Source organism: Flavobacterium tyrosinilyticum (genome assembly GCF_023656565.1).
Lineage (GTDB): Bacteria > Bacteroidota > Bacteroidia > Flavobacteriales > Flavobacteriaceae > Flavobacterium > Flavobacterium tyrosinilyticum.
This window is the reverse complement of the sequence record NZ_JAMOKG010000002.1, coordinates 167,531-192,066: the sequence shown is the minus strand read 5'-3', so window position 1 is coordinate 192,066 and position 24,536 is coordinate 167,531. Positions and strand designations below refer to the sequence as shown.

Annotated in this window: 21 protein-coding genes and 1 pseudogene; 20 read left to right on the top strand and 2 right to left on the bottom strand. The window is 33.6% G+C overall.

Annotated elements, in window-relative coordinates; genetic code table 11:
• Nucleotides 1-151 precede the first annotated feature (151 nt).
• Together NCC77_RS08495 and NCC77_RS08490 are read left to right on the top strand one after the other, a co-directional pair.
• On the top strand, nucleotides 152-949 hold the full coding sequence (locus tag NCC77_RS08495; protein ID WP_250835188.1) for a DUF5694 domain-containing protein: 798 nt from the start codon (nucleotides 152-154) through the stop codon (nucleotides 947-949).
• A gap of 81 nt (nucleotides 950-1,030) precedes the next feature.
• The gene (locus NCC77_RS08490; RefSeq protein ID WP_250835187.1) at nucleotides 1,031-1,828 is read left to right on the top strand and encodes a DUF5694 domain-containing protein; all 798 of its coding nucleotides are present in this window, start codon (nucleotides 1,031-1,033) and stop codon (nucleotides 1,826-1,828) included.
• Between the two features lie 224 nt (nucleotides 1,829-2,052).
• On the opposite strand, the gene sucC is transcribed toward NCC77_RS08490, so the two are convergent.
• Entirely contained in the window at nucleotides 2,053-3,246 is a 1,194-nt protein-coding gene (gene sucC / locus NCC77_RS08485) for an ADP-forming succinate--CoA ligase subunit beta (protein WP_066035083.1), read from the bottom strand.
• Between the two features lie 416 nt (nucleotides 3,247-3,662).
• Here sucC and gltB point away from each other — a divergent pair, with 416 nt between their 5' ends.
• The 18 genes and pseudogenes from gltB (at nucleotide 3,663) to NCC77_RS08395 (ending at nucleotide 22,820) form a co-directional block, all read left to right on the top strand.
• A complete protein-coding gene (gene gltB / locus NCC77_RS08480) occupies nucleotides 3,663-8,180 on the top strand; it encodes a glutamate synthase large subunit (RefSeq protein WP_250835186.1) in 4,518 nt (1,505 codons plus the stop codon).
• Between the two features lie 172 nt (nucleotides 8,181-8,352).
• Nucleotides 8,353-9,807, top strand: a complete 1,455-nt coding sequence (locus NCC77_RS08475) for a glutamate synthase subunit beta (RefSeq protein ID WP_012024227.1) — start codon at nucleotides 8,353-8,355, stop codon at nucleotides 9,805-9,807.
• 627 nt (nucleotides 9,808-10,434) lie between these two features.
• Nucleotides 10,435-11,661 (top strand): annotated as a pseudogene (lysA, locus tag NCC77_RS08470) (diaminopimelate decarboxylase); the annotation flags it as partial.
• Between the two features lie 258 nt (nucleotides 11,662-11,919).
• On the top strand, nucleotides 11,920-12,234 hold the full coding sequence (locus NCC77_RS08465) for a GIY-YIG nuclease family protein (protein ID WP_250835184.1): 315 nt from the start codon (nucleotides 11,920-11,922) through the stop codon (nucleotides 12,232-12,234).
• Nucleotides 12,235-12,508: 274 nt separating this feature from the next.
• Nucleotides 12,509-13,018: a hypothetical protein gene (locus NCC77_RS08460; protein WP_250835183.1), complete on the top strand. Its 510-nt coding sequence runs from the start codon at nucleotides 12,509-12,511 to the stop codon at nucleotides 13,016-13,018.
• A gap of 65 nt (nucleotides 13,019-13,083) precedes the next feature.
• Entirely contained in the window at nucleotides 13,084-13,476 is a 393-nt protein-coding gene (locus tag NCC77_RS08455; protein WP_250835182.1) for a helix-turn-helix domain-containing protein, read from the top strand.
• A 911-nt stretch (nucleotides 13,477-14,387) separates the two neighbouring features.
• Entirely contained in the window at nucleotides 14,388-14,840 is a 453-nt protein-coding gene (locus NCC77_RS08450) for a hypothetical protein (RefSeq protein WP_250835181.1), read from the top strand.
• Between the two features lie 268 nt (nucleotides 14,841-15,108).
• Nucleotides 15,109-15,474 carry a hypothetical protein gene (locus tag NCC77_RS08445; RefSeq protein WP_095931341.1) on the top strand — a complete coding sequence of 122 codons (366 nt, stop codon included), beginning with the start codon at nucleotides 15,109-15,111 and terminating at the stop codon, nucleotides 15,472-15,474.
• A 217-nt stretch (nucleotides 15,475-15,691) separates the two neighbouring features.
• Nucleotides 15,692-16,852, top strand: coding sequence for an acetyltransferase domain-containing protein (locus NCC77_RS08440; protein WP_250835180.1), 1,161 nt, complete (start codon nucleotides 15,692-15,694; stop codon nucleotides 16,850-16,852).
• Nucleotides 16,853-16,975: 123 nt separating this feature from the next.
• The gene (locus tag NCC77_RS08435; RefSeq protein ID WP_250835179.1) at nucleotides 16,976-17,539 is read left to right on the top strand and encodes a hypothetical protein; all 564 of its coding nucleotides are present in this window, start codon (nucleotides 16,976-16,978) and stop codon (nucleotides 17,537-17,539) included.
• Between the two features lie 32 nt (nucleotides 17,540-17,571).
• Entirely contained in the window at nucleotides 17,572-18,039 is a 468-nt protein-coding gene (locus NCC77_RS08430; RefSeq protein ID WP_250835178.1) for a DUF1572 domain-containing protein, read from the top strand.
• Between the two features lie 94 nt (nucleotides 18,040-18,133).
• Nucleotides 18,134-18,529: a hypothetical protein gene (locus tag NCC77_RS08425; protein ID WP_250835177.1), complete on the top strand. Its 396-nt coding sequence runs from the start codon at nucleotides 18,134-18,136 to the stop codon at nucleotides 18,527-18,529.
• Between the two features lie 10 nt (nucleotides 18,530-18,539).
• A complete protein-coding gene (locus tag NCC77_RS08420) occupies nucleotides 18,540-18,905 on the top strand; it encodes a hypothetical protein (protein ID WP_250835176.1) in 366 nt (121 codons plus the stop codon).
• 241 nt (nucleotides 18,906-19,146) lie between these two features.
• A complete protein-coding gene (locus NCC77_RS08415; protein WP_250835175.1) occupies nucleotides 19,147-20,334 on the top strand; it encodes a hypothetical protein in 1,188 nt (395 codons plus the stop codon).
• A gap of 155 nt (nucleotides 20,335-20,489) precedes the next feature.
• Nucleotides 20,490-20,816 carry an ArsR/SmtB family transcription factor gene (locus NCC77_RS08410; protein ID WP_250835174.1) on the top strand — a complete coding sequence of 109 codons (327 nt, stop codon included), beginning with the start codon at nucleotides 20,490-20,492 and terminating at the stop codon, nucleotides 20,814-20,816.
• Nucleotides 20,806-21,303, top strand: coding sequence for an SRPBCC family protein (locus tag NCC77_RS08405; protein WP_250835173.1), 498 nt, complete (start codon nucleotides 20,806-20,808; stop codon nucleotides 21,301-21,303). Before NCC77_RS08410 ends, NCC77_RS08405 begins: the two co-directional genes overlap by 11 nt.
• Nucleotides 21,304-21,350: 47 nt before the next feature.
• The gene (locus NCC77_RS08400; RefSeq protein ID WP_250835172.1) at nucleotides 21,351-21,854 is read left to right on the top strand and encodes an SRPBCC family protein; all 504 of its coding nucleotides are present in this window, start codon (nucleotides 21,351-21,353) and stop codon (nucleotides 21,852-21,854) included.
• 96 nt (nucleotides 21,855-21,950) lie between these two features.
• Nucleotides 21,951-22,820: an alpha/beta hydrolase gene (locus tag NCC77_RS08395; RefSeq protein ID WP_250835171.1), complete on the top strand. Its 870-nt coding sequence runs from the start codon at nucleotides 21,951-21,953 to the stop codon at nucleotides 22,818-22,820.
• A 77-nt stretch (nucleotides 22,821-22,897) separates the two neighbouring features.
• On the opposite strand, the gene NCC77_RS08390 is transcribed toward NCC77_RS08395, so the two are convergent.
• Nucleotides 22,898-24,433 carry a YifB family Mg chelatase-like AAA ATPase gene (locus NCC77_RS08390; RefSeq protein ID WP_250835170.1) on the bottom strand — a complete coding sequence of 512 codons (1,536 nt, stop codon included), beginning with the start codon at nucleotides 24,431-24,433 and terminating at the stop codon, nucleotides 22,898-22,900.
• Nucleotides 24,434-24,536 lie beyond the last annotated feature (103 nt).

The following is a 24,536-nucleotide window of genomic DNA, read 5'->3' as shown; positions in this document are numbered from 1 at the left end:
TTTTTTAGGGATGAACTATCAAAAACGTTACACGAAATTATTACTCTGCAAATTTCAGGTGTTTATAAAATGAAATCCTAGGTTCATCAAAAACAAAAAATAAAAGTGAAAAGACGGAATACATTTGTTATGAATTTAAAAACAAAACGTCATGCACAAAATCATTTTATTACTCGCAATTATTACATTAAACTTAACTTCTGCTCAAACTAAGAAAAAACAAATTTTATTAATTGGAACTTTTCATTACGCCAATCCTGGTCTTGATGTTGCTAAAGTAAAAACTTTTAATGTAATGTCTGAGAAAAGCCAAAAAGAGCTCGAAATTATGAGTGACAAAATCAAGAAATTTGGTCCAGACAAAATATTTGTAGAATGGAAATTTAGTAAACAAGCTGAGTTAGACAAGTATTACAATAAAAACACCGACAGTTTACTTAAAAAAGATCTAAATGAAATTACTCAATTAGCATTACGTACTGCTAAAAAACTGAATCACAAAAAGATGTATGGAATTGATTATCGTACCCGTTTTCCTTATGATAGCTTGATGATGTCAATGGAAAAAGCAAATCAGAAGGATTTAATGAAAAAAAATACGGAGTCAACAGAAAGGTTTGTAAAAGATAATAACGAAAGAATGGCTAAAAGCTCTTTAACAGATCTTATGCTTTACTACAATGAAAAAGCGTCTAATGAAGATAACATCCAATGGTATTTAGAAGTAGCAAACAGAACTGGAAATCCAGATGACTTTACTGGTGCTTCTTTAGTTTCAAATTGGTACAAAAGAAACTTATACATGTATTCTTTAGTTCAGAAATTAACCGAAAGCTCAGATAATAAAATCATGGTTTTACTTGGAGCCGGACACGCTGCAATGCTAAGAGAATTTCTAGCACATGACCCAGAATTTGAAATCGTAGAATTATCGACTGTTTTGAAATAATTCTTTTTAACCACATCATTAAACTTTGCGTAGACTGCAGTGTGCCTCTACGATATACATTATCCATAAAAACAAAAAATCATGCAAAAAATTATTCTATTACTAGCTCTTATAACATTTAACATGGCATCTGCTCAAACTAAGAAAAAGCAGATATTATTGGTTGGAACGTTTCATTACGCCAATCCTGGTCTTGATGTTGCTAAACTAAACAGTTTTGATATCTTGTCTGAGAAAAGCCAAAAGGAACTCGAAATAATGAGTGACAAAATCAAAAAATTTGGCCCAGACAAAATATTTGTAGAATGGGAATTTAACGAACAGGCCGATTTAGACAAATTTTACAATAAAAACACCGACAGTCTTTTTAAAACTAACAAAAACGAAATAACACAACTGGCACTTCGCACGGCTAAAAAACTGAATCATAAAAAATTATACGGAATGAATCTCTATACTTCTTTTCGTTATGACAGTTTAATGATGTCAATGGAAAAAGCAAACCAACAGGATTTATTGAAAAGAAATAATGAGTGGAAAAAAAGAAATGAAAAAGATCATAATGAAAGAATAACAAAAAGCTCATTACAAGAACTCATGCTGCATTACAATAAAAAAGAAACCGAAAATAAAAATATCCAATGGTATTTGGAAGTAGCCAATAGAGCTGGAAATCCAGATGATTTTACAGGACCGTCTTTAGTTTCAAATTGGTACAAAAGAAATTTATATATGTATTCTTTAATTCAGAAACTAACTGAAAGCACAGATAACAAAATAATGGTTTTAGTTGGCGCTGGTCATGCTGCATTGATAAGAGAATTTATAACACATGATCCAGAATTTGAAATTGTGGATTTGGCGACTGTTTTGAAATAACCTTGATGATTTAACCGCAAAGAGCGCAAAGAATTACGCAAAGTTCGCAAATTTTTTTTTAGCCACGAATTCACGAATTATTTTCAAAGATTGTAAAAATAAAATTCGTGAATTCGTGGCTATTTTCAACATACAGCTTTGCGAACTTTGCGGTTAAATAGGCTCCAAAAAAAATCCCTCCGAAGCACGGAGGGATTTTCTATATAAATTGATTTCTTATTTAATTAAGAAAGAGCAGCTTTAACTTGGTCAGCAGCTTCTTGGAATTGAACTGCAGATAAGATTGGCATACCAGAGTTGTCAATTAATTCTTTTGCAATTTCAGCATTTGTTCCTTGCAAACGAACGATAATTGGCACTTTAATAGCGTCTCCCATATTTTTGTAAGCATCAACAACACCTTGAGCAACACGGTCACAACGAACGATACCTCCAAAGATGTTAATTAAAATAGCTTTTACGTTTGGATCTTTCAAGATAATTCTGAAAGCTGTTTCAACACGTTTAGCATCAGCAGTTCCTCCTACGTCAAGGAAGTTAGCAGGCTCAAAACCAGCATATTTAATTAAATCCATAGTTGCCATTGCAAGACCAGCTCCGTTTACCATACATCCTACAGTACCGTCAAGGTCAACATAGTTCAAACCAACTTCTTTAGCTTCAACTTCGATTGGATTCTCCTCACGGATATCTCTCATTTCAGCATATTTAGGTTGTCTGTATAAAGCGTTATCGTCGATGTTAACTTTAGCATCAACAGCTAAGATTTTGTTATCAGAAGTTTTTAAAACTGGGTTGATTTCAAACATAGAAGCATCAGAACCAATGTAAGCATTGTAAAGTGCATCGATGAATTTAACCATTTCTTTGAAAGCATTTCCAGAAAGACCTAAGTTGAAGGCAATTCTTCTAGCTTGGAAACCTTGTAATCCAACAGATGGATCGATTTCTTCAGTAAAGATTAAGTGTGGAGTATGCTCAGCAACTTCTTCGATATCCATTCCACCTTCAGTAGAATACATAATCATGTTGCGTCCTGTACCTCTATTCAATAAAACAGAAACATAAAATTCAGAAGTTTCGCTTTCACCTGGATAGTAAACATCTTCTGCAACTAATACCTTATTTACTTTTTTACCTTCAGGCGGAGTCTGAGGTGTAATCAACTGCATTCCGATGATTTGTTCTGCTAACTCTTCAACTTGTTGTAAGTTTTTTGCCAGCTTAACTCCACCACCTTTTCCACGACCACCTGCGTGAATTTGTGCTTTTATTACATGCCATCCTGTACCAGTTTCGGCAGTTAATTGTTTTGCAGCAGCTACAGCTTCAACCGCGTTGTTAGCCACAATTCCGCGTTGTACGCGTACTCCGTAACTCGCTAAAATTTCTTTTCCTTGATATTCGTGTATGTTCATAATATAGAATTTGTCTGGTTCTGAATTTATTTCAGAATAAAAGTGCGACAAAAGTAACAAAATACAACTTAATAGTAAAATCTTTTTCAATTAAATAAATGTTATATATAGGTATTAGCCGTTGATAATTCTTCAAAGCAAACAAATCGTTAACGGAACAATTTGTTAATGTTAACACAATTCGCATAAAACGTTTGATATTTAACAAAAAATTCATTGGTTTTATTGGCCTACCGACGATTTTTCCTAATATATTTTAAGAGTAATTATATTTTTAGCAATTCGGGATGCTTTATATCATAATATTAATAATTAAGAATGCTTTTTCTAATATTACAGCAAAAATGAAAGCAAAAGCACTAATTCACTACATTATGTTTAACGAAATCTTTATTTTTGTAAAAAAAATATCAAGAATGAGAGTTAAAGAACAAGGGCTTTATCTGCCTGAATTTGAACACGACAATTGTGGTGCAGGATTTATTTGTAATTTGAATGGTATTAAGTCAAATGATATTATTCACAAAGCATTAGACATCTTAATTAAATTAGAACATCGTGGTGCCGTTAGTTCTGATGGAAGAACTGGTGACGGAGCCGGAATTTTATTCGACATTCCTCATGATTTTTTTAAGAAAGTTTGTGACTTTGAAATCCCAGAAGCGCGTGAGTATGCAGTAGGAATGGTTTTTTTACCAAAAAGCAAAAACCAAGTTTCTTTTTGTATCAATGCATTTGAAGCAACAATCAAAGACCAAAACTTAAAAGTTTTAGGTTGGAGAGATGTACCCGTTGACGTTGAAAATCTAGGTGAAATTGCCGCAGAAAAAGAACCAACTGTTAAACAAGTTTTCGTTTCTAAAAACGGACAGGATTTAACTGAACAAGAATTTAATGCAAAACTTTTTGCAGCTAGAAAAATTGCAGAACACGCCGTAAGAGGATCAAAAACTTCTGAAAGCCACATGTTTTATTTTACTAGTTTATCGACAACTACTATAATATATAAAGGTCTATTGATGCCAGAAGACATCAGCCGTTATTATATAGATTTGAAAGATCCAGACTTGGTGACTCGTTTAGCACTTGTACACCAGCGTTTCTCTACAAATACATTCCCATCTTGGGACTTAGCTCAACCGTTTAGATACATGTGTCATAATGGTGAGATCAATACACTTCGTGGAAACGTAAGCCGTATGCGTGCTCGTGAAGAGCTTATGCAGAGCAAAGTTTTTGGCGATGATATCAAAAAACTATTCCCAATTATCTTAGAAGGAAAATCAGATTCTGCTTCTATGGATATGGTGATTGAGCTTTTATTAATGACAGGCCGCTCTCTTCCAGAAGCAATGATGATGGTAGTTCCTGAAGCTTGGGAAAAACACCAGACAATGTCTCCTGAGAAAAAAGCTTTTTACGAGTTTAATGCTTGTATCATGGAGCCTTGGGATGGTCCAGCTTCTATTCCGTTTACAGATGGTAACGTAATTGGTGCTTTACTAGACAGAAACGGATTGCGTCCTTCTCGTTATACTTTAACAAAAAGCGGATTCGTAATTATGTCATCTGAAATTGGTGTATTAGACATCGATCCAGAAGATGTGATTCAGCACGGACGTTTAGAGCCAGGAAAAATGTTCTTGGTTGATATGAATGAAGGTCGTATCATCGAAGACGAAGAAGTTAAAAAAGCGATCGTTACAAAACGTCCATACAAGCAATGGGTTGAGGAAAACTTATTGCCATTGGCTAGCGTTCCTTACACAAACAACCCTACTCCTGTTGAAAAATTAGATTTCTTAACAAGACAGCGTTTGTTTGGTTATACTATTGAAGATTTAAAAACAATCATTAATCCAATGGGTAGCGACGGAGCTGAAGCAATCAGTTCTATGGGTAATGATACACCTTTGGCTGTTTTATCAGAACAACCACAGTTGTTGTACAATTACTTCAAACAATTATTTGCTCAGGTTACAAACCCGCCGTTGGATGGTATTCGTGAAGAAATCATTACTGATATCAGTTTAGCAATTGGAGGAGATTTCAATATTTTCGAAATTGAATCTAAACAATGTAAAAAATTAAAAATCCAAAATCCAGTTGTTTCTAACGAGGATTTGGATAAAATTAGAAATATCGATCACCCAGATTTCAAATCGGCTACTATTTCTACTTTATACAAAATAGAAAAAGGAGTTAACGGTTTGGAGCGTGCGCTTGAAAAATGTGTTCAGGCAACCTTTAAAGCGGTTGAAGAAGGATGCAACATCATTATCTTATCGGATAGAGGCGTAAGCGAAGAATTAGCTCCAATCCCAATGTTATTGGCTTGTTCTTACATTCACCACTCTTTGAACATTTTACAAGTTCGTTCTAAATTCGGAATCATCATCGAATCTGCTGAACCTAGAGAACCTCATCATTTTGCTTTATTGTTCGGATATGGTGCAAGTGCAATCAATCCATACATGGTAAATGAAATTATTCACGATCAAGTTGAAAAAGGTTTCATCACAAAAGTAAAAGCTGATTATGCTGTTGTTAATTACAACAAAGCGATTGCAAAAGGAATCGTGAAAATCATGAACAAAATCGGTATCTCTACTTTACATTCATATAGAGCTGCTCAGATTTTCGAGATTTTAGGTTTAAACAAAACATTTACATCTAAATACTTCCCTTACACTCCATCAAGAATTGAAGGAATTGGTTTAATGGAAGTAGAAAAAGAAGTGAAAAAACGTTTCCAAAAAGCTTTCCCAAATTCAAAAGTTGCTAGTTTACTTTCTCTTGAAATTGGAGGTATTTACAGATGGAGACGTGGTGGTGAAAAACACATGTTTAACCCAACCACTATTTCTAAATTACAACAAGCGGTTCGTTTAAACAGCCCAGAGAGTTATAAAGAATACTCAAATGCCGTTAACGAGCAAAGCTCAAACTTAATGACTATTAGAGGTTTATTTGAATTCAACAACTTAGATCCAATTTCTATTGACGAAGTAGAACCTTGGACAGAAATTGTAAAGAAATTCAAAACGGGTGCAATGTCTTACGGATCTATTTCTAGAGAAGCACACGAGAATTTAGCAATTGCAATGAACAGAATTGGCGGAAAAAGTAACTCTGGAGAAGGTGGAGAAGATCCAAAACGTTTCCAGAAAGAAATTAACGGAGATTCTAGAAACTCTGCAATCAAACAAGTGGCGTCGGGACGTTTTGGTGTTTCGATCAACTATTTGACAAACGCTAAAGAAATCCAGATTAAAATGGCTCAGGGAGCAAAACCTGGTGAAGGTGGACAGTTACCTGGAGAAAAAGTAGTGCCTTGGATTGCTGAAACTAGAAACTCTACACCTTATGTAGGTTTGATTTCGCCTCCTCCTCACCACGATATTTACTCAATTGAGGATTTATCTCAGTTGATTTACGATTTGAAAAACGCAAACCGTGAAGCTCGTATTAACGTAAAATTAGTTTCTGAAGTTGGAGTTGGAACCATCGCTGCCGGTGTTGCCAAAGCAAAAGCTGACGTTATCTTAATTTCTGGTTACGACGGAGGAACGGGAGCTGCACCATTAACATCTTTACAGCACACAGGTATTCCGTGGGAACTTGGTTTAGCTGAAGCACAACAAACTTTGATCTTAAACGATTTAAGAAGCCGTGTAGTTCTTGAGTGTGACGGACAGTTAAAAACAGGTCGTGACGTTGCCATCGCAGCTTTATTAGGAGCTGAAGAATTCGGTTTCGCAACGGCTCCGCTTGTAGCTTCTGGATGTATAATGATGAGAGCTTGTCACTTAAATACGTGCCCAGTTGGTATTGCAACTCAGGATCCTGAATTGAGAAAGAATTTCAAAGGAACTCCAGAGCACGTAATCAACTTCATGTATTTTATTGCTGAAGAGTTAAGAGAAATCATGGCTCAGTTAGGTTTCAGAACTTTAAAAGAAATGGTAGGTCAGTCACAAAAATTAAATGTGAACAAAGCCATCAAACATTATAAAGCAAATGGTTTAGACTTGTCATCAATTCTATACAAACCGGAAAAAGCGAAAACAGAGCCAAATCATAATACAACTACTCAAGATCACCAACTTGAAAATGTATTGGATTTTGACATCATCAAAGAAGCAATTCCGTCTATCTATAGAAAAGAGAAAACAAGAGTAACCTTTAAAATTAAAAATACAGACCGTTCTGTAGGTGCGATTTTGAGTAACGAAATCTCAAAAATCTACGGCGCACAAGGATTACCTGATGACACTATTTTAGTTGATTTTGAAGGTTCTGCCGGGCAAAGTTTTGGTGCTTTTGCAACAAACGGATTGTCATTTAAAATTCACGGAAACTGTAATGATTATTTAGGAAAAGGTCTTTCTGGAGGAAAATTAATTGTAAAAGTACCTCCTACTGCTACTTTCAAACCTGAAGACAATATCATTATCGGAAACGTTGCCCTTTACGGAGCTATTACCGGAGAGGCTTATATTAATGGAATGGCCGGAGAGCGTTTCTGTGTAAGAAATTCTGGAGCAACAGCAGTTGTTGAAGGAATTGGAGATCACGGATGCGAGTACATGACCGGTGGTACAGTAGTAGTTTTAGGAAAAACAGGAAGAAACTTCGCGGCTGGTATGAGCGGTGGTGTAGCTTATGTTTACGATCCAAATAAGAAATTCGATTCTACAGTTTGTAACATGGAAATGGTTGCATTCGACCCAATGGAAGAAGAAGATCTTACGAAACTAAGAAAACTGATCAAAAATCATTCATTGTACACAAGCAGTCCATTAGCAAAAAGAATTTTAGCAGACTGGGAAAACCAACAACAGCACTTCGTAAAAGTAATGCCAACTGATTACAAAAAAGCATTACAAAGAATTGCAGAAGAGAAAAAAATAGAAGAATTAATAGCGGGATAAATGATTTTAGAATTCAGATTTTAGATTTTAGATTGAAATCAACCTCAAAGCTTTGCGAACTTAAAACTCTCAAAGAATTTTAAAAAAGCCTTTGCGCTCTTTGCGGTTAAAAAAATTGGAATTTGGAATTTAGTAATTGGAATTTTAATCATTTAGATTTAATTAAAATGTCATGGGTAAAATAGGCGGATTTAAAGAATATAACAGAGCCGACGAAAGTAATTTAGCAGTAGCAGAACGTGTTTCTAACTACAACGAATTTACTATTCCGGTACCAAAAGATAAATTAAAAGAACAAGGATCAAGATGTATGGACTGTGGAATTCCTTTTTGCCACAGTGGTTGTCCGTTAGGAAATTTAATTCCTGACTTCAACGACATGGTGCATCAGGAAGAATGGCAGAGTGCATTAGAGATTTTACAATCTACTAATAACTTCCCTGAATTTACAGGACGCTTATGCCCTGCTCCATGTGAGAAATCATGTGTATTAGGAATCATCAAAGATCCAGTTTCTATCGAAAACATCGAAAAAAGCATTGTAGAAAGAGGTTTCGCTGAAGGATGGATTAAACCACAAGCGCCAAAAACAAGAACTGGTAAAACAGTTGCTGTTATTGGTTCAGGTCCTGCAGGTCTTGCAGCGGCTCAGCAATTAAACAGAGCTGGTCATACGGTTACTGTTTTTGAAAGAGACAACGCAATTGGAGGTTTATTACGTTACGGAATTCCTAATTTCAAATTAGAAAAAGGAATTATTGATCGTCGTGTAGCAATTCTTGAAGCAGAAGGAATCACTTTCAAAACTAACGTAAATGTTGGTGTTAACTTCAGTGTTGAAGAATTAAACCAATTCGATTCTATCGTTTTATGTGGAGGAGCAACTGAAAGAAGAAGCTTGCCAACTAAAGGAATCGAAAGCAAAGGCGTTGTTCAAGCAATGGATTTCTTGACTCAACAAACTAAAGTTTTATACGGAGAATCAATTCCAGATCAGGTTAAAGCAACTGGTAAAGATGTAATCGTTATTGGTGGCGGAGATACTGGTTCTGACTGTATTGGAACTTCTAACAGACATGGAGCTAAATCGGTAACTAACTTTGAGATTTTACCAAAACCTCCTGTTGGAAGAAGCGAATCAACTCCTTGGCCTTTCTGGCCGTTGCAGCTTAAAACATCTTCTTCTCACGAAGAAGGTTGTGACAGAAACTGGTTAATCAACACAAAAGAATTCATTTCTAACGATAAAGGCGAATTAACTGGATTAAAAACTGTTGAAGTGCAATGGAAAATGACTCCTGGTCAGCGTCCTGAATTAATCGAAAAAGAAGGTTCTGAGAAAATCTGGCCTTGCGATTTAGCTTTATTAGCGCTTGGATTTACTGGTCCAGAGAAAACGTTAAGCGAGCAATTAGGAATCGAAACTGATATGAGAAGCAATTACAAAGCGCATAACTATCAAACAAACGTTCCTCACATCTTCACTGCTGGTGATATGAGAAGAGGACAATCATTAATCGTGTGGGCTATTTCAGAAGGTCGTGAAGCAGCAAGAGAAGTAGATTTGTTCCTTATGGGATCTACAAACTTGCCTACTAAAGGAAAAGGAGATTTACCGAGCTTATAAATTAAGGTTCTGAGATACTAAGGTGCTAAGGTTTTAAGTTTTTTTCCTTGCATTTTATTAAATCTTTATTCCGATAAACAACATAACTACTAACAAACCCTTGGATTTAATATTCAGGGGTTTTGTTTTTTTTAGCCACATATTATATGGATTTTATTTCAGCCACTAATTACACCAATTTCCGCGAATTTTTATTTTTTGGCCGGTTTCTATTTCAATATAGCCCGTGGTTTCAACCACGGGAACACAATATGTGATTGCATCCAATCCGCAACGTTGCCCGTGGTTGAAACCACGGGCTATATTTTGAGCATTTTGCGAAAAATCTAAGATTAAAAATTCGTGGAAATTCGCGTAATTTGTGGCCAAGAAAAAAATCTATTTAATCTGTGAAATCTGTGGCAAAAAACAATTTTAACAGCATTTAAGAATAAGTTAATTCGCGAATTCGAGCCAAAAAAACTTAGTAACTTAGCATCTTAGAACCTCAGCACCTCTAAAAAGGTTATAAAATCTCAAAAACAGCAACTTTTTGTTTGAAATAAAACAATTTGTTATAATTTGTTATTTTTCTACAAATTATTTGCTGATAGATAAAAGTGTAATAACTTTGCCCAAAATGATTTAAAAATGCAAGCAAAAGATTTACTGCAGTTAGCAGACCAATTTGGAAGTCCATTGTATGTTTACGATGCTGAAAAAATCCAATCTCAGTACAACAGATTAACTAAAGCTTTCTCTAAGGTAGAAAACTTAAGAGTTAATTACGCCATGAAGGCATTGTCAAACGTTGCGATTCTACAGTTATTAAAGAACATGGGGTCTGGTTTAGACACTGTATCAATTCAGGAAGTTCAGTTAGGACTTCATGCTGGCTATGAACCCGAAAGAATTTTCTTTACACCAAACGGCGTTTCTCTAGAAGAAATCGAAGAAGTTGCCGCAATGGGTGTACAAATCAATATCGACAATTTATCTATTCTGGAACAATTCGGAACAAAACATCCACATATTCCGGTATGTATTCGTATCAATCCACACGTAATGGCAGGCGGAAACGCTAACATTTCTGTTGGACATATCGATAGTAAATTCGGAATTTCTGTTCACCAGATTCCGCATATCTTGCGAATTGTTGAAAATACAAAAATGAGCATTGTTGGAATTCACATGCACACAGGATCTGATATTTTAGATATCGAAGTATTCTTGTATGCTGCTGAAATCTTATTTGACACGGCAAAACATTTCAAAGATCTACAATTCCTAGATTTCGGAAGCGGATTCAAAGTTCCTTACAAAAAAGACGATATCGAAACAGACATCGAAGAATTAGGTAAAAAATTATCTAAAAGATTCAACGCTTTCTGTACTGAATACGGAAGAGATTTAACTTTGATTTTCGAACCAGGAAAATTCTTGGTGAGCGAAGCAGGTCATTTCTTAGTAAAAGTAAACGTAGTAAAACAAACTACCTCAACAGTTTTTGCTGGAGTTGACAGTGGTTTCAACCACTTAATCCGTCCAATGTTGTACGGATCTTCACATCATATTGAAAACATCTCAAACCCAAAAGGAAAAGAGCGTTTTTACTCTGTTGTAGGATACATTTGCGAAACTGATACTTTTGCAAACAACCGTAGAATTCAGGAAATTACTGAAGGAGACATTTTATCTTTCAGAAATGCAGGAGCATATTGTTTCTCAATGTCTTCAAACTACAACTCAAGATACAAACCAGCCGAAGTTCTTTGGATGAACGGTCAGGGAATCTTAATTCGCCAAGCTGAAACATTTGAAGATTTACTTAAAAATCAAATTCCGTTGCCAGAAGAAGTTGCTGCTACGGTTTAACAATAGAAAAAAAGAGAATATCACTTTAATCCCGTTTCTTAATTGAGGCGGGATTTTTTTATTTCAGATTTTTGAGTTTAGATTTTAGATTATTTTGCAAACGTATTGTCAGGCTGAGCGAAGTCGAAGCCCACGCAAAGTAACCACAATATTTGTCATTTCGACGTAAGGAGAAATCCTCGCAAGTAACTCCACAAAGCATATCAAAGTCAAAAAGAGAGAAAAATCTTAAAAATTATTTATCTTTAGCACCAAAAAATGCTACATCAAGAAGGCCATCACACCTACTATATATACATCCTAACAAACAAACACAAAACAGTTTTCTACACAGGAGTAACAAATAATTTAAGAATCCGCTTGAGCCAGCATAGAGAAAACAATACAGCTGGAAATAAAACCTTTACATCAAAATACAATGCTACTTATTTGTTGTACTACGAAAAATTCACTTGGATTCAAGAAGCAATTGCTCGAGAAAAAGAAATAAAAGATTGGCGGAGAGAAAAGAAAATTGAATTAATAAAAACCACTAATCCTGATTTGGACTTTCTAAATTATTTATTTGAATAATGGTTCCAATCTTTGTAGAGTTACTTGCGAAGATTTCTCCTTCGTCGAAATGACAAGATTGTGGATAATTAATACTTAATCTCTGTGTTTAATTTCTAATCTTTGTGGAGTTACTTACGAAAATTTGCTTTGCCTGTTCGCTATCGCTCGGGTCTCCTTACGTCGAAATGACAAAATTGGAAATAATTAAAAGTTTGATGACTACTAAAAACACTTATTTTTCAAGAAATATTATATTTGAAATAAAGAAGTAAATCGCAATTATTTGTAAACTATGAATTCCTTTGAGACTATTTATGATTTTGCATCCAGCGACGGATTCAAAAAGCTTCAAATATTATTTGTTCCAATTGGGTTTTTCTTATTCTCAAGATTTCTATTATTCTTGATTGAAAATGACAAGGATGAAGATTTATTTAAAAATCCCGAACAGCAGAAATTTAAAGTGTATATATTCCAATATATTTCTGTATTTATTTTTATACTTTTCGTAATAATGTTTGGCAGTAAATATTACAAAACTTATAACTTATATAAAAACTCTCTATTTGAAACTGAAGGATTTGTAACCAATTTTCACGCAATGCCTGAAGGTGGTCACGATAGCGAAAGATTTACTGTTAACGGAGTACAATTCCAATTCTCCGATTTTGACATATCAGGTTTTGGATATAATGATGCAAAATCACATGGTGGAGCAATAGACCAAAATAAATATGTTAAGATTGGCTATATCAAAATAGAAAATTCAAATCAGATTTTAAAATTGGAAGTCAGAAAATAACAATCAATTAAATCGTAAGAAAAACCGTATTTTTGTTTCCAAAAAAAATAAATACCTTTGAAATTATGAGCACAACATCAAAACCAAAACATATCGGCAGAAACATCAGCCGAATCAGAGAGCTTCGAGGTATGAAGCAGGAAGCACTTGCGCAGGCAATTGGTACAAATCAGCAGGCAATTTCTGGTATTGAAGGAAGTGAAACTATTGATGATTCTAAACTTTCAAAAATTGCAGAAGCACTTGGCGTTACGGTAGAAGCGATTGAGAGTTTTTCTGAAGAAAATGTATTTAATTATTTTAATACATTTAATGATTCCGTTTCAAACAGCAATTTTGGTCATAATAATATTTGCAATTTCAATCCACTTGACAAAGTTGTAGAACTTTACGAACGTTTGGTTCAGGCTGAAAAAGACAAAGTTGAATATTTAGAAAAATTACTAAAAGGAAAATAATTCCTTAGAAATATAAATTTTACAAAAGCACAGAGATTTACTTTGTGCTTTTTTTAAGCTCAGAAACAAAATGTCACATCTTCTTCTTGCTCTTTTTATTGTCCTACTAAATTGCTCCATTTTTTATTTTCTAAAACCTGAAAATGGGTTAAAAAAAATACTTTTCTACGCATTAGTCTATTTTGTAATTGCAATAGTTTTTACCAAAATTTATACTTTACTAAACATCGAAGGAATGCCAAATGGCTTTGCCTTTTTTATACTTTTAATGTTTAGCTGGTCAATCGTATTAATGCATTTCTTAAAAACCCTAAATAACAGAAGAGTAAATATTGCAAAACAATTACAGATAGAAAACAATAAACTTATTAATTCTTCTGCTTATCTCACACTTATTACGGTCTCTATAACTGCATTTCAATTGTATTTAATTTTATCAAAAACAATTAATGTTTTTAGAAGTTAGTTCGAATTGTAAAATCAAACAAATAAAAAAACAACTTTTGGACATTAAAAAAATTTATCGAAGATTCTTTTATATCAACACAAGATCAATAAACAGTTGGCAAGCCACCACTTCGATTTCAATACACGAATCATTATTAATATTTTTAATTTCACTAATTATTAAGAAAATTTTTCTACCTAATTTAAAAATTAGTGAGCCATTTGTTTTTATCGCTTTTCTTGTTTTCTTTTTTGTTTTTAAGTATTTTAATGATCAAACTTTTAAGAAAAAAGATAAAGAATATACAGCTGAATGGCTACAAGAAACCAAAAGAAGCAGAATGCTATATAGAACTAGTAATGTTGCATTTCAAATATTTCTTTTTTCTACATGCATTTTCATTTTAATGTATTTAGATAACAAATTATAACAATATACAAATCCAAATAAACCAAAAAAATTAATGAAACCTACAATCCTACTATCAACACTATTACTATTATTTGCAACCAATACATTCAGTCAAACCTTAGCCGATTTAAAACTAAAACCAAAAGAAATTCCAAAAGGCGGTTACATGGTAAGCGACGGTAATATTTGCATTACGCCACAGGCCTGCAGTTTTTATAATGATATTGAAACGTACAGCAATATTGTAGGAACTGTAAAAAGTAAAGCGATTCAGAGTTTTAAAAGTAAAGCAGATCGCGGTTCAATTATGTATTTTGAATTTGATCATGTTTTTAAAGGCGATAGATTCCTGCAAGGTTTACTTTGGGGAAAAGCTGGTGAACCAACGGCTGAACATCCAGAAGAATATATAGCAAAAGGTAGATTTCTAGTTATTTGGAGTCTGCAGCCAGATAGTCCGTTAAAAGAAAAATCGGAAACTAAAGTCGAGGCAATTTTAGAATAAAAAAAATCCCGTTTCAAGTAAAGAAACGGGATTTTTTAAATATATCTTAAAACAGTGATTATACATTTTTTCGCAAAAACTTGAACAACAAATACAACAGATAAAATAAAAAGATGCAAAATGCAATAATTAAAAACTGCCAAATAAATAACCCAAACTGAAAATCATTAATTAATTTATCCATAATTTTATCTTTTTAAAGCTTTACTTTTCTGATAAGCAAATAAACAAAAAAATCTTACACTTTTAAAAATAAAAATTACAAAAAATGAAACCTCAAGTACGAATCCTGATTTACTCTATTCTTTTCTTTTTATACCTTACTTCTACCCATTTTTTTCTTGAACTAAATGAGAAATTTAAAGGTGATGGTTTTGTAACTCTTGGAGTTGGCTTTGGTATCCTGAATCTTATTTATGCTTTTACAGCCCTAAAATGGAAACCTTTGCTTAATGTACTTTGCGCTGTCGGAATTGCGGCTTTGGCTATGTTTCTAGCTTTACAGTTTACCAATTTGCATCTGCTTGTAGATTATGATCCGTATCAGGTTAAAACGGCCATATTTGCGAATGCTGTTCTTTCTATTATTTTTTGGGAAATTGTATATCAGGTAAAGATTAGGAAATCTAAATAAATATATTTTTCAATTGCCTCCAGCTTGAGCTAGAGGTTAATAACAAAGTCTTTCTCATAGGGCTTTAGCCAAATCTTTTTTGGCTAAAGCCTTTTTACTTTTATCAAATATACCTCCAACTAAAGCTGGAGGCAATTCATTTACAATTACTAATATTGCTTAAATACTTAAAAAATAATTCATTAGATTTACTCTTAAGTATTTAAAAATCAAACCCATGAATCGACAGCCATCAATCGACATTGTCCGCGGAATTGTAATGATTATTATGGCGCTCGATCATGTTCGAGATTTGATGCATGTTGATTCTATTACGCAAAGTCCAACCGATTTAACAACTACTATACCTTTACTGTTTTTTACGCGTTTTATAACTCATTTATGCGCGCCAACCTTTGTTTTTCTGGCTGGAACTTCGGTTTATCTTTCGCTTCAAAACAAAAATAATGTTTCTGAAACCAGAAAGTTTTTACTCAAAAGAGGAATTTGGTTAGTTGTCCTTGAATTTACAATTGTCAATTTTGGTTTATTCTTCGATATTGGTTTTCATTCTCTTTTGTTTGAAGTGATTGCAGCAATAGGTTTTGGTTTTATCATTTTAAGTGCATTACTGAAAATCCGTTCACAGACATTAGGAATTATTGGACTTCTTATACTCTTTTTTCACAATCTCACACCGCTTATTCCATTTGCAGAAAATTCGATTTTAAAAACTGCCTTAGCACCGCTATTTAGTCCAATAGTATTTCCGTTTTCAGGAAGAGCTTTTATAATGGGTTATCCGCCGATTCCGTGGCTTGGAATTATGCTTGTTGGTTTTGCAACTGGTAAATTCTTTGAATGGATTGAAGAGAAAAGAAAACAACTATTTTCAAAAATTGGTTTAACCGCATTAGTCTTATTTATCATAATTCGTTTTGTAAACATTTATGGAGATCCAGCTTTATGGACCACACAAAAAAATGTCGTTTTTACTTTTTTGTCATTTATGAATTTAACCAAATACCCACCTTCTCTCCTATTTTGTTTAGCAACTTTAGGAATTATGTTTTTGCTGCTGGCATTTGCAGAACAATTCACAAACAGCATCAAAAAAGTGTCTTTGGTCTACGGGAAAGTACCTTTATTTTATTTTGTCGTTCATTTTTATGTTATTCATTTTCTAACACTTCTTATGCTTTTTGCGCAAGGTTTCAGCTTTTCGCAATTTGAATTTGCAACCGGAACATTTGGAAGGCCAAAAGGCATAGAAAGCGGTTTATCTCTTTGGTTAATTTATCTAATTTGGATTTTTGTTGTTGTCCTACTTTATAAACCTTGCCAATGGTTTGGAAAATATAAATCGGAATATAAATATTGGTGGCTACAATACATTTAAAATTCATCAAAAGTCAGCGCATAAAATTCATTGTGCCATTTAAGAACTACTAAAAACACTTTAGATTCTGTACGTATTTTTTTATATTAGCCTTGAATTTTTCAAAGCCAAAATAATAAAATAATGAAAATCCAAACTTTATTGCTTTTGTCCCTAATTGTAATTTCATGTAAAAATGAAACTAAAACCGAAACACCCTCAACTACTCAAAAAGATATTTTAGAAGTCTCATTAAAACCTAAAACTAATGCTGAAATTAACATTGAGGAAGCTGATACATTGGTAATTTCTAAAAAACATAAAACCAACCAAATAAGTTGCGATTTAGACGGAGACGGAAAAAACGAACTCGTAGAAATTATTAGAAGTACAAAAAGTGACAAAAGCGGTCTAAAAATAACTTTTGGAAATAACAAAAGAACAGATTATTTCGGATTTGGAAAAAATGTTTTAGGTCAAGGATTTGACGAAATTGACTGGGTCGGAACATTTGAGAAAGCACCCAAAGGAGAAATGGTCTGGAACAATGTAAACGATGACGGTGAAATTATGGCCGAAGAAGAAATAAAAGAAGAAGACAAAATAAAACTTCCAAATGATGGGATTTTTATTCATGCCGAAGAAAGCTGTGGAGGCGGAATTATTTATCTAAAAAACGGAAAATACGAGTGGATTCAGCAGGAATAAGTTCATAAATAAAATCTCCTAAATTATTGAATATGAAAAGTACAGTAGAAATTGCCAATCGTTTTAGAGAAGTCATTTTAAACGGAACTTGGATTGCGAACACCAATTTTAGAGATCAGCTCGAAAATCTAGATTGGAAAATTGCAGTTAGTCCCGTTCAAAACTTAAATACAATTGCGGTTTTGGCGCAGCATATTCATTACTACATAAACGGAATCAATCAGGTTTTTAAAGGCGGAACATTAGATATAAAAGACAAATTTAGTTTTGATTTTCCGTCAATTCATTCTCAAGAACAATGGACTTCTTTTCTAACTCGATTCTGGAATGATGCTGAAGAATTTGTGTCTTTAGTAGAACAAATGCCAGATGAAAAACTGGAAGAAGGTTTTGTAGATGTCCAATACGGAACTTACAAAAGAAATATCGAAGCTATGATTGAACACAGTTATTATCATTTGGGGCAGATTGTCTTGATTAAAAAATTATTGAAAAAATAAAGCGAAAGTAATTTTAATGGAAACTTTTAAAAAAAACTATTTCTTAGGATTTGCAATTTTAACAATATGCCTTTCATGTTCAAAAACAACTAATATGAACAGCGAAAACATAGAAAATAAAAACGAACGAATAGAAAAGTTAAGTCCTGAAATTAAAGTCCATTCTGAAATATTAGATGCAGAATTCAATCTATTTAATGTTAACGGATTTAACAACAATTTTTTTACTGTACCAGGAAGTTCTTCTCGCGATTATAAGTTTGTAATCAAAATTAAAAACGCTCATATTCCATTGTGGACAAAAGATTTAGAAAAAGTTAAAGGCAATCTTGAAACTGAAAAATGGATGAAATCTTTAGGAGAAACTAGACAAAATAATTGGAAAACCATTTCTGAACCTATTTTTTACAAAAGAAAAAATGAACCTAATGGTACTATTATAGTTTTTGAAAAAGAAGGAATAATTTACAAGCATATTAATCAACTTTAAAAATTTAAAAATGAAAAAATTAATCTTAGCATTTCTATTTTTAATTGGCTTATCTGCATCAGCGCAAACTTCTAAAGAACTTATTGGAAAATGGCAATTGGTGAAATGGACTAAAAACGGAAAAGAAAAAAGCATTGAAAAACGTTTTAAAACAGATCAGGTTTTTCAGGTTTTTAAAGAAAATGGCGATTTTGAAAGTGTTATTGGCGACGAATCGCACAAAGCAAAATGGAAATTATCTAAAGACAATTCTCAATTGACCATTGTTTCTGTTATTCTGCCGGTTGTGTTTACAATAAATTCTTTTGATAGTCAGAAACGTGTTATAACCAATCCTGAAGTGGGTACTTTTGAATATAAAAAAGTGGACGAATAGTTAGATTTTTTTTGTTTCCTCTGAAATACAAAAGCTGTAATCTAGCCCCGATGGAAGCGGTATCTCCCGATTTAGAAAAACAAGGCTATTTCAGCCGTAGTTTTTGTTGATCGGGAATTTAGCGGACAGCGGGAGTAAAAGTCCTTATGAAAATAGCTTTTTCTGCTCCTTAAATAAATTAGAAAAAGGCATAGTTGTTGAAAGTTAAATAAAATATATTTGCAACTTCAAAAGACACACTATGCAAAAAATTACTTTTCTCGTTTCTATATTGTTTTTAGCCCTTTCTTCTTGTGGGGTAAAAACAACACAATCAATGCTTAGCGACGGAAATTACGACGGTGCAATTGATCGCGCTGTTGAAGCTCTTCGCACTAAAAAAGAGTCTAAAGGAAAGCAAGATTATGTTTATCTGCTGGAAGAAGCCTTTGCAAAAGCCAAAGACCGCGATTTGCGTAATCTAGAAATGCTGAATAAAGAAAATAATCCGGCAAATGCAGAACGCATCTATAATACTTATGTACAGTTGAATAACCGTCAGGAAAAAATCAGACCGATTTTGCCTTTGCCTTTATTGAAACTGGGAAGAAATGCTAATTTTCCGTTTGATAATTATTCGAATGAGATTGTAAACAGCAAAAATGCACTTTCAAAATATTTATATGAAAACGCATCTACTCTTTTAAAATCAAATAATAAATTGGATTTTAGAAAAGCATACGACGATTTTGCCTATTTGGAAAGCATTAATCCTGGCTACAAAAACACCAAAAAACTGATGGACGATGCTCAGTTTAAAGGAACTGATTTTGTAGATGTCTATGCTAAAAATGAAACCGAAATGGTGATTCCGAAAATGCTTCAGGAAGATTTACTGGATTTTAAAACCTACGGATTGAATGACAAATGGACGGTTTATCATAGCGCTAGACAAAAAAATGTGTCTTACGATTATAGTTTGATTCTTAATTTCAGACAAATTGCGATTTCGCCAGAACAGATTAAAGAGAAAGAATTTGTTAAAGAAAGACAAGTTAAAGATGGCGTAAAAACACTTTTGGACAACCGCGGAAGACCTGTAAAGGATAGTTTAGGCAAAGAAATTAAAGTGGATAATTATAAAACACTTCGCGCAACGGTTTATGAATTCAGACAATTTAAGTCTTGTCTGGTAACAGCAAAAGTGGATTATATAGATTTGAAAAGCAATCAGCTGGTGCAGACTTTCCCGATAAGCAGCGAATATGTTTTTGAAAATGTGTATTCGACTTACAAAGGAAACAGAAACGCTTGCGATGATAATTATTTAGGGTATTTTGATAAACGCGCTATTGCGTTTCCAAACAACGAACAGATGGTTTATGATACAGGTGAAGACCTGAAAGCCAAGCTAAAAGACATCATTGTAAAGAATAAATTTAGAAGATAATTATATAACACGATTATAGAGAAAAAGGTGCATTTTTGATGCGCCTTTTTTTTTTGCTTTAAACTTTTTGAATAAAAAAATGTCTTTTTGAATTGCGCAACCAAAAAGTTGCGTATATTTGCAACTGATTAGTTGCGAATAAATATTCAAAAAAGATGAAAAGAGATATTTTTCAAGCTATTGCCGATCCGACAAGAAGAGCAATATTGGTTTTAATTTCCTCAACTGCATTAACGCCAAATGCTATTGCAGAGCAGTTTCAAACTACAAGACAAGCAGTTTCTAAACACATTAAAATACTGAATGAATGTGATTTATTGGAAGAAAAGAAATTGGGCAGAGAAATTTATTATCAGCTCAAAATTGATAAAATGAAAGAAATTGATCAATGGCTGGAGCAATTTAAGGCAATTTGGGAACAGCGTTTTAGTCAATTGGATCAAGTATTACTTAACTTAAAAGCTAAAGAAAATGAAAACTGATTTATTAATGAATTTTTCTGTAGACAAGGAAAATAAAAGGGTGAATGTAAAACGCGAATTCGATGCGCCATTGTCTAGTGTTTGGTCTGCGTGGACAGAACCTGAAATTCTAGATTTATGGTGGGCTCCTGCTCCGTTTAAATCTGAAACAAAAAGCATGGAGTTTAAAGAAGGCGGACGAAGATTGTATGCTATGGTTGGTCCTGATGGTGCTGAGCGCTGGAGTTATTTTGAATATTCTTCAATTTCTCCTAAAACAAACTTTAAACATTCTGCTACTTTTTCTGATGCCGAAGGAAATCCGAACTCTGAATTTGGAAGTTCGTATTGGGATATTACGTTTTCTGAACAGGGAACTTCGACAATTGTTGACATTGTAATAAAACGTGACAGTTTTGAAGAATTGCAAAAAATAATTGAAATGGGCTTTAAAGAAGGATTTACTTCTGCAATGCAAGGTTTGGACAAAATCTTAGCAGAAAAATAAAACCGTTTCAACCGAAATATTATTAACGAATTTAAAATCTTAAGAAAATGAAATCAAATCTTTTAATGAATTTTACTGTTGATAAGGAAACTAATACTGTCAATGTAAAACGTGAATTTAATGCATCGCTTCCTCAAGTTTGGTCTGCTTGGACCGAACCTCAGATTCTAGATTTGTGGTGGGCACCAGCTCCGTGGAAATCGGAAACAAAGAGTATGGAATTTAAAGAAGGCGGACGCAGATTGTACGCCATGGTTGGACCAGAAGGCGAAAAACATTGGGCAATTGCCGATTATACTTCAATAAATCCGAAAACAAATGTAAAATGGTTAGATGCTTTTAGCGATAGCGAAGGAAATTTAAACAAAGAATTTCCGCGTTCTGACTGGGATGTGACTTTTTCTGAAAAAGACGGTTCTACTTTTGTAGATGTTGTTATTAAACATGAAAAACTATCTGATTTGGAAATGATTATCCAAATGGGCTTCAAAGAAGGTTTTACTATTGCAATGGAAGGTTTGGATGCTATTTTTGCAGAAAAAGCAAAATAATCATCCAATTACATAAAAAAGGTCAAAACAAAAGAAGAATTTACTGATATTAAAATTGTAATTTCGTTTTACATAAACATTTTTACTTTACTATCAATGAACAATTTTTTTGCTCTGGCCTTTTTGCTTTTTTCTTCTACTTTAGCATTCAGCCAAAAGAATAAAACTAAAACCATAGAAACTTCAAAGCCTTTTGTTTTAGGCGTTATCGACGAAATTCAATCGAAAGAATTAAACGAAAAAAGAATTCTAAACATTTATCTTCCTGAAGGCTATAATCCAGCAGACGCTACAAAATACCCCGTAATTTATTTACTTGACGGTTCTGCCGACGAAGATTTTATTCATATTTCGGGATTGGTTCAGTTTAATAGTTTTGAATGGATCAATCAAGTTCCAAAATCAATAGTTGTAGGAATTGCAACAGTTGACAGAAGACGCGATTTTACTTTTCCTACTACTGTTGAAAATGATAAAACTCGTTTTCCTACAACTGGCCATTCTGATCAATTTATTGCTTTTATCGAAAAAGAACTACAACCTTTTATTGAAAAAAAATACAAGACAAACGATTCTAAAACCATCATCGGCCAATCTCTTGGCGGATTATTAGGCACTGAAATTCTGCTTAAAAAACCAGCTCTTTTTAATAAATACGTTATTGTAAGTCCGAGCTTATGGTGGAACAATGGTTCTTTGCTAGATTTAGATGCTGAAATGCTGAAAGAAAATTTTAAACAACCAACCGAAATTTATATTGCTGTCGGCAAGGAAGGATTAGCTCCAACAGCAATTCCGCATGTTATGGAAGTTGATGCTAACTTACTGGCAGAAAAACTAAAAGCATCTAAAAGTAAAAACGTGAAAACTTTCTTCGACTATTTCCCAGAAGAAAACCACGGATCGATTCTGCATACAGCTGTTTTTAATTCTTTCAAATTCTTTTATCCAAAAAATAAGGAATAGACTTTGTCATATTGTAAAATGTGAAATGTGAGATGCTAAACTCTTCATTTCACATTTCACATTTCACAATCAACAATTTACCCCAACCATCCTTCTCTATCCAGACTTCTATATTGAATTGCCTCAGCAATATGCGATGAAACAATATTTTCTGAATCATCTAAATCGGCAATGGTTCTCGAAACTTTCAAAATTCGGTCGTAAGCTCTAGCAGATAAGTTCAATCTTTCCATGGCTGTTTTCAGTAATTCTTTTGAAGCTTCATCTAAAACACAATATTCACGAATCAATTTACTGCTCATTTGCGCATTGTAATGAACATTTTCTACCGTTTCAAATCGTTTCGTTTGAATTTCTCTTGCTGCTGTAACTCGTTTGCGAATTTCTACACTGCTTTCAGATTTTCGTTCATCTGATAATTTCTCAAAAGGAACTGGAGTAACTTCTATATGAATATCAATTCTGTCTAATAACGGCCCTGAAATTTTACTCATATAACGTTGCATTTCGTGTGGTGAAGAAGTATTGGGCATACTTGGATCATTAAAAAATCCGCTCGGACTTGGATTCATACTTGCCACTAGCATAAAAGATGACGGATAGGTTATAGTAAATTTTGCGCGCGAAATAGTCACCTCTCTATCTTCCAAAGGCTGACGCATCACTTCTAAAACATCGCGTTTAAATTCTGGCAATTCATCTAAAAATAAAACACCATTATGAGCCATCGAGATTTCACCAGGCTGCGGGTAACTTCCGCCTCCGACCAAAGCGACATTAGAAATTGTATGATGTGGACTTCTAAAAGGCCTCTGATTCATCAATCCGACTTCTTTTAATTTTCCCGCAACACTATGAATTTTGGTAGTTTCTAAAGCCTCGCGCAAAGTCATTGGCGGTAAAATACTCGGAACACGTTTGGCCAGCATTGTTTTTCCTGCTCCTGGCGGGCCAATCAAAATGATGTTATGTCCACCAGCCGCTGCAATTTCCATACAGCGTTTAATGCTTTCTTGTCCTCGGACATCTGAAAAATCATGTTCAGGAAAATCGAGTGTTTTATAAAATTCCGCTCTTGTATCAATAACTGTGGGTTCAAGTGTTCCTTTTCCTGCGAAGAAATCAATTATTTCTTTTAGATTTTCAACACCATAAACATCTAAACCCGCTACGATAGCTGCTTCTTTTACGTTCTGAATCGGGAGAAAAAATCCTTTATAACCTTCCTCTTTGGCTTTGATTGCAATGGGTAACGCTCCGCGAATAGGTTGTAAACTTCCATCCAAAGAAAGTTCTCCCATAATAATATAGCGTTCAATTTCTGGCGCTTTAATCTGATCTGAACCGACCAAAATTCCCATTGCCAATGTCAAATCGTATGAAGAACCTTCTTTTCTAAGGTCTGCAGGTGCCATATTGACTGTAATTTTCTTTCCCGGAAAACTAAAACCGTTATTCTTTAAAGCAGCGGCAATTCTAAAACTGCTTTCTTTTATAGCATTATCTGGAAGTCCAACTAAATGATAACCAATTCCTTTATCCATATGAACCTCAACTGTAATCGTTGTGGCTTCAACTCCAAAAACGGCACTTCCGTAAACTTTTACTAACATAAATAAATTCTTATAAAAAAGTAAAAGTATTTAATTAAATGCGAGTAAAAAATATAATTTGTAAATATTTTATTACTATTTTTAATAGTGAAAAATTAAACTC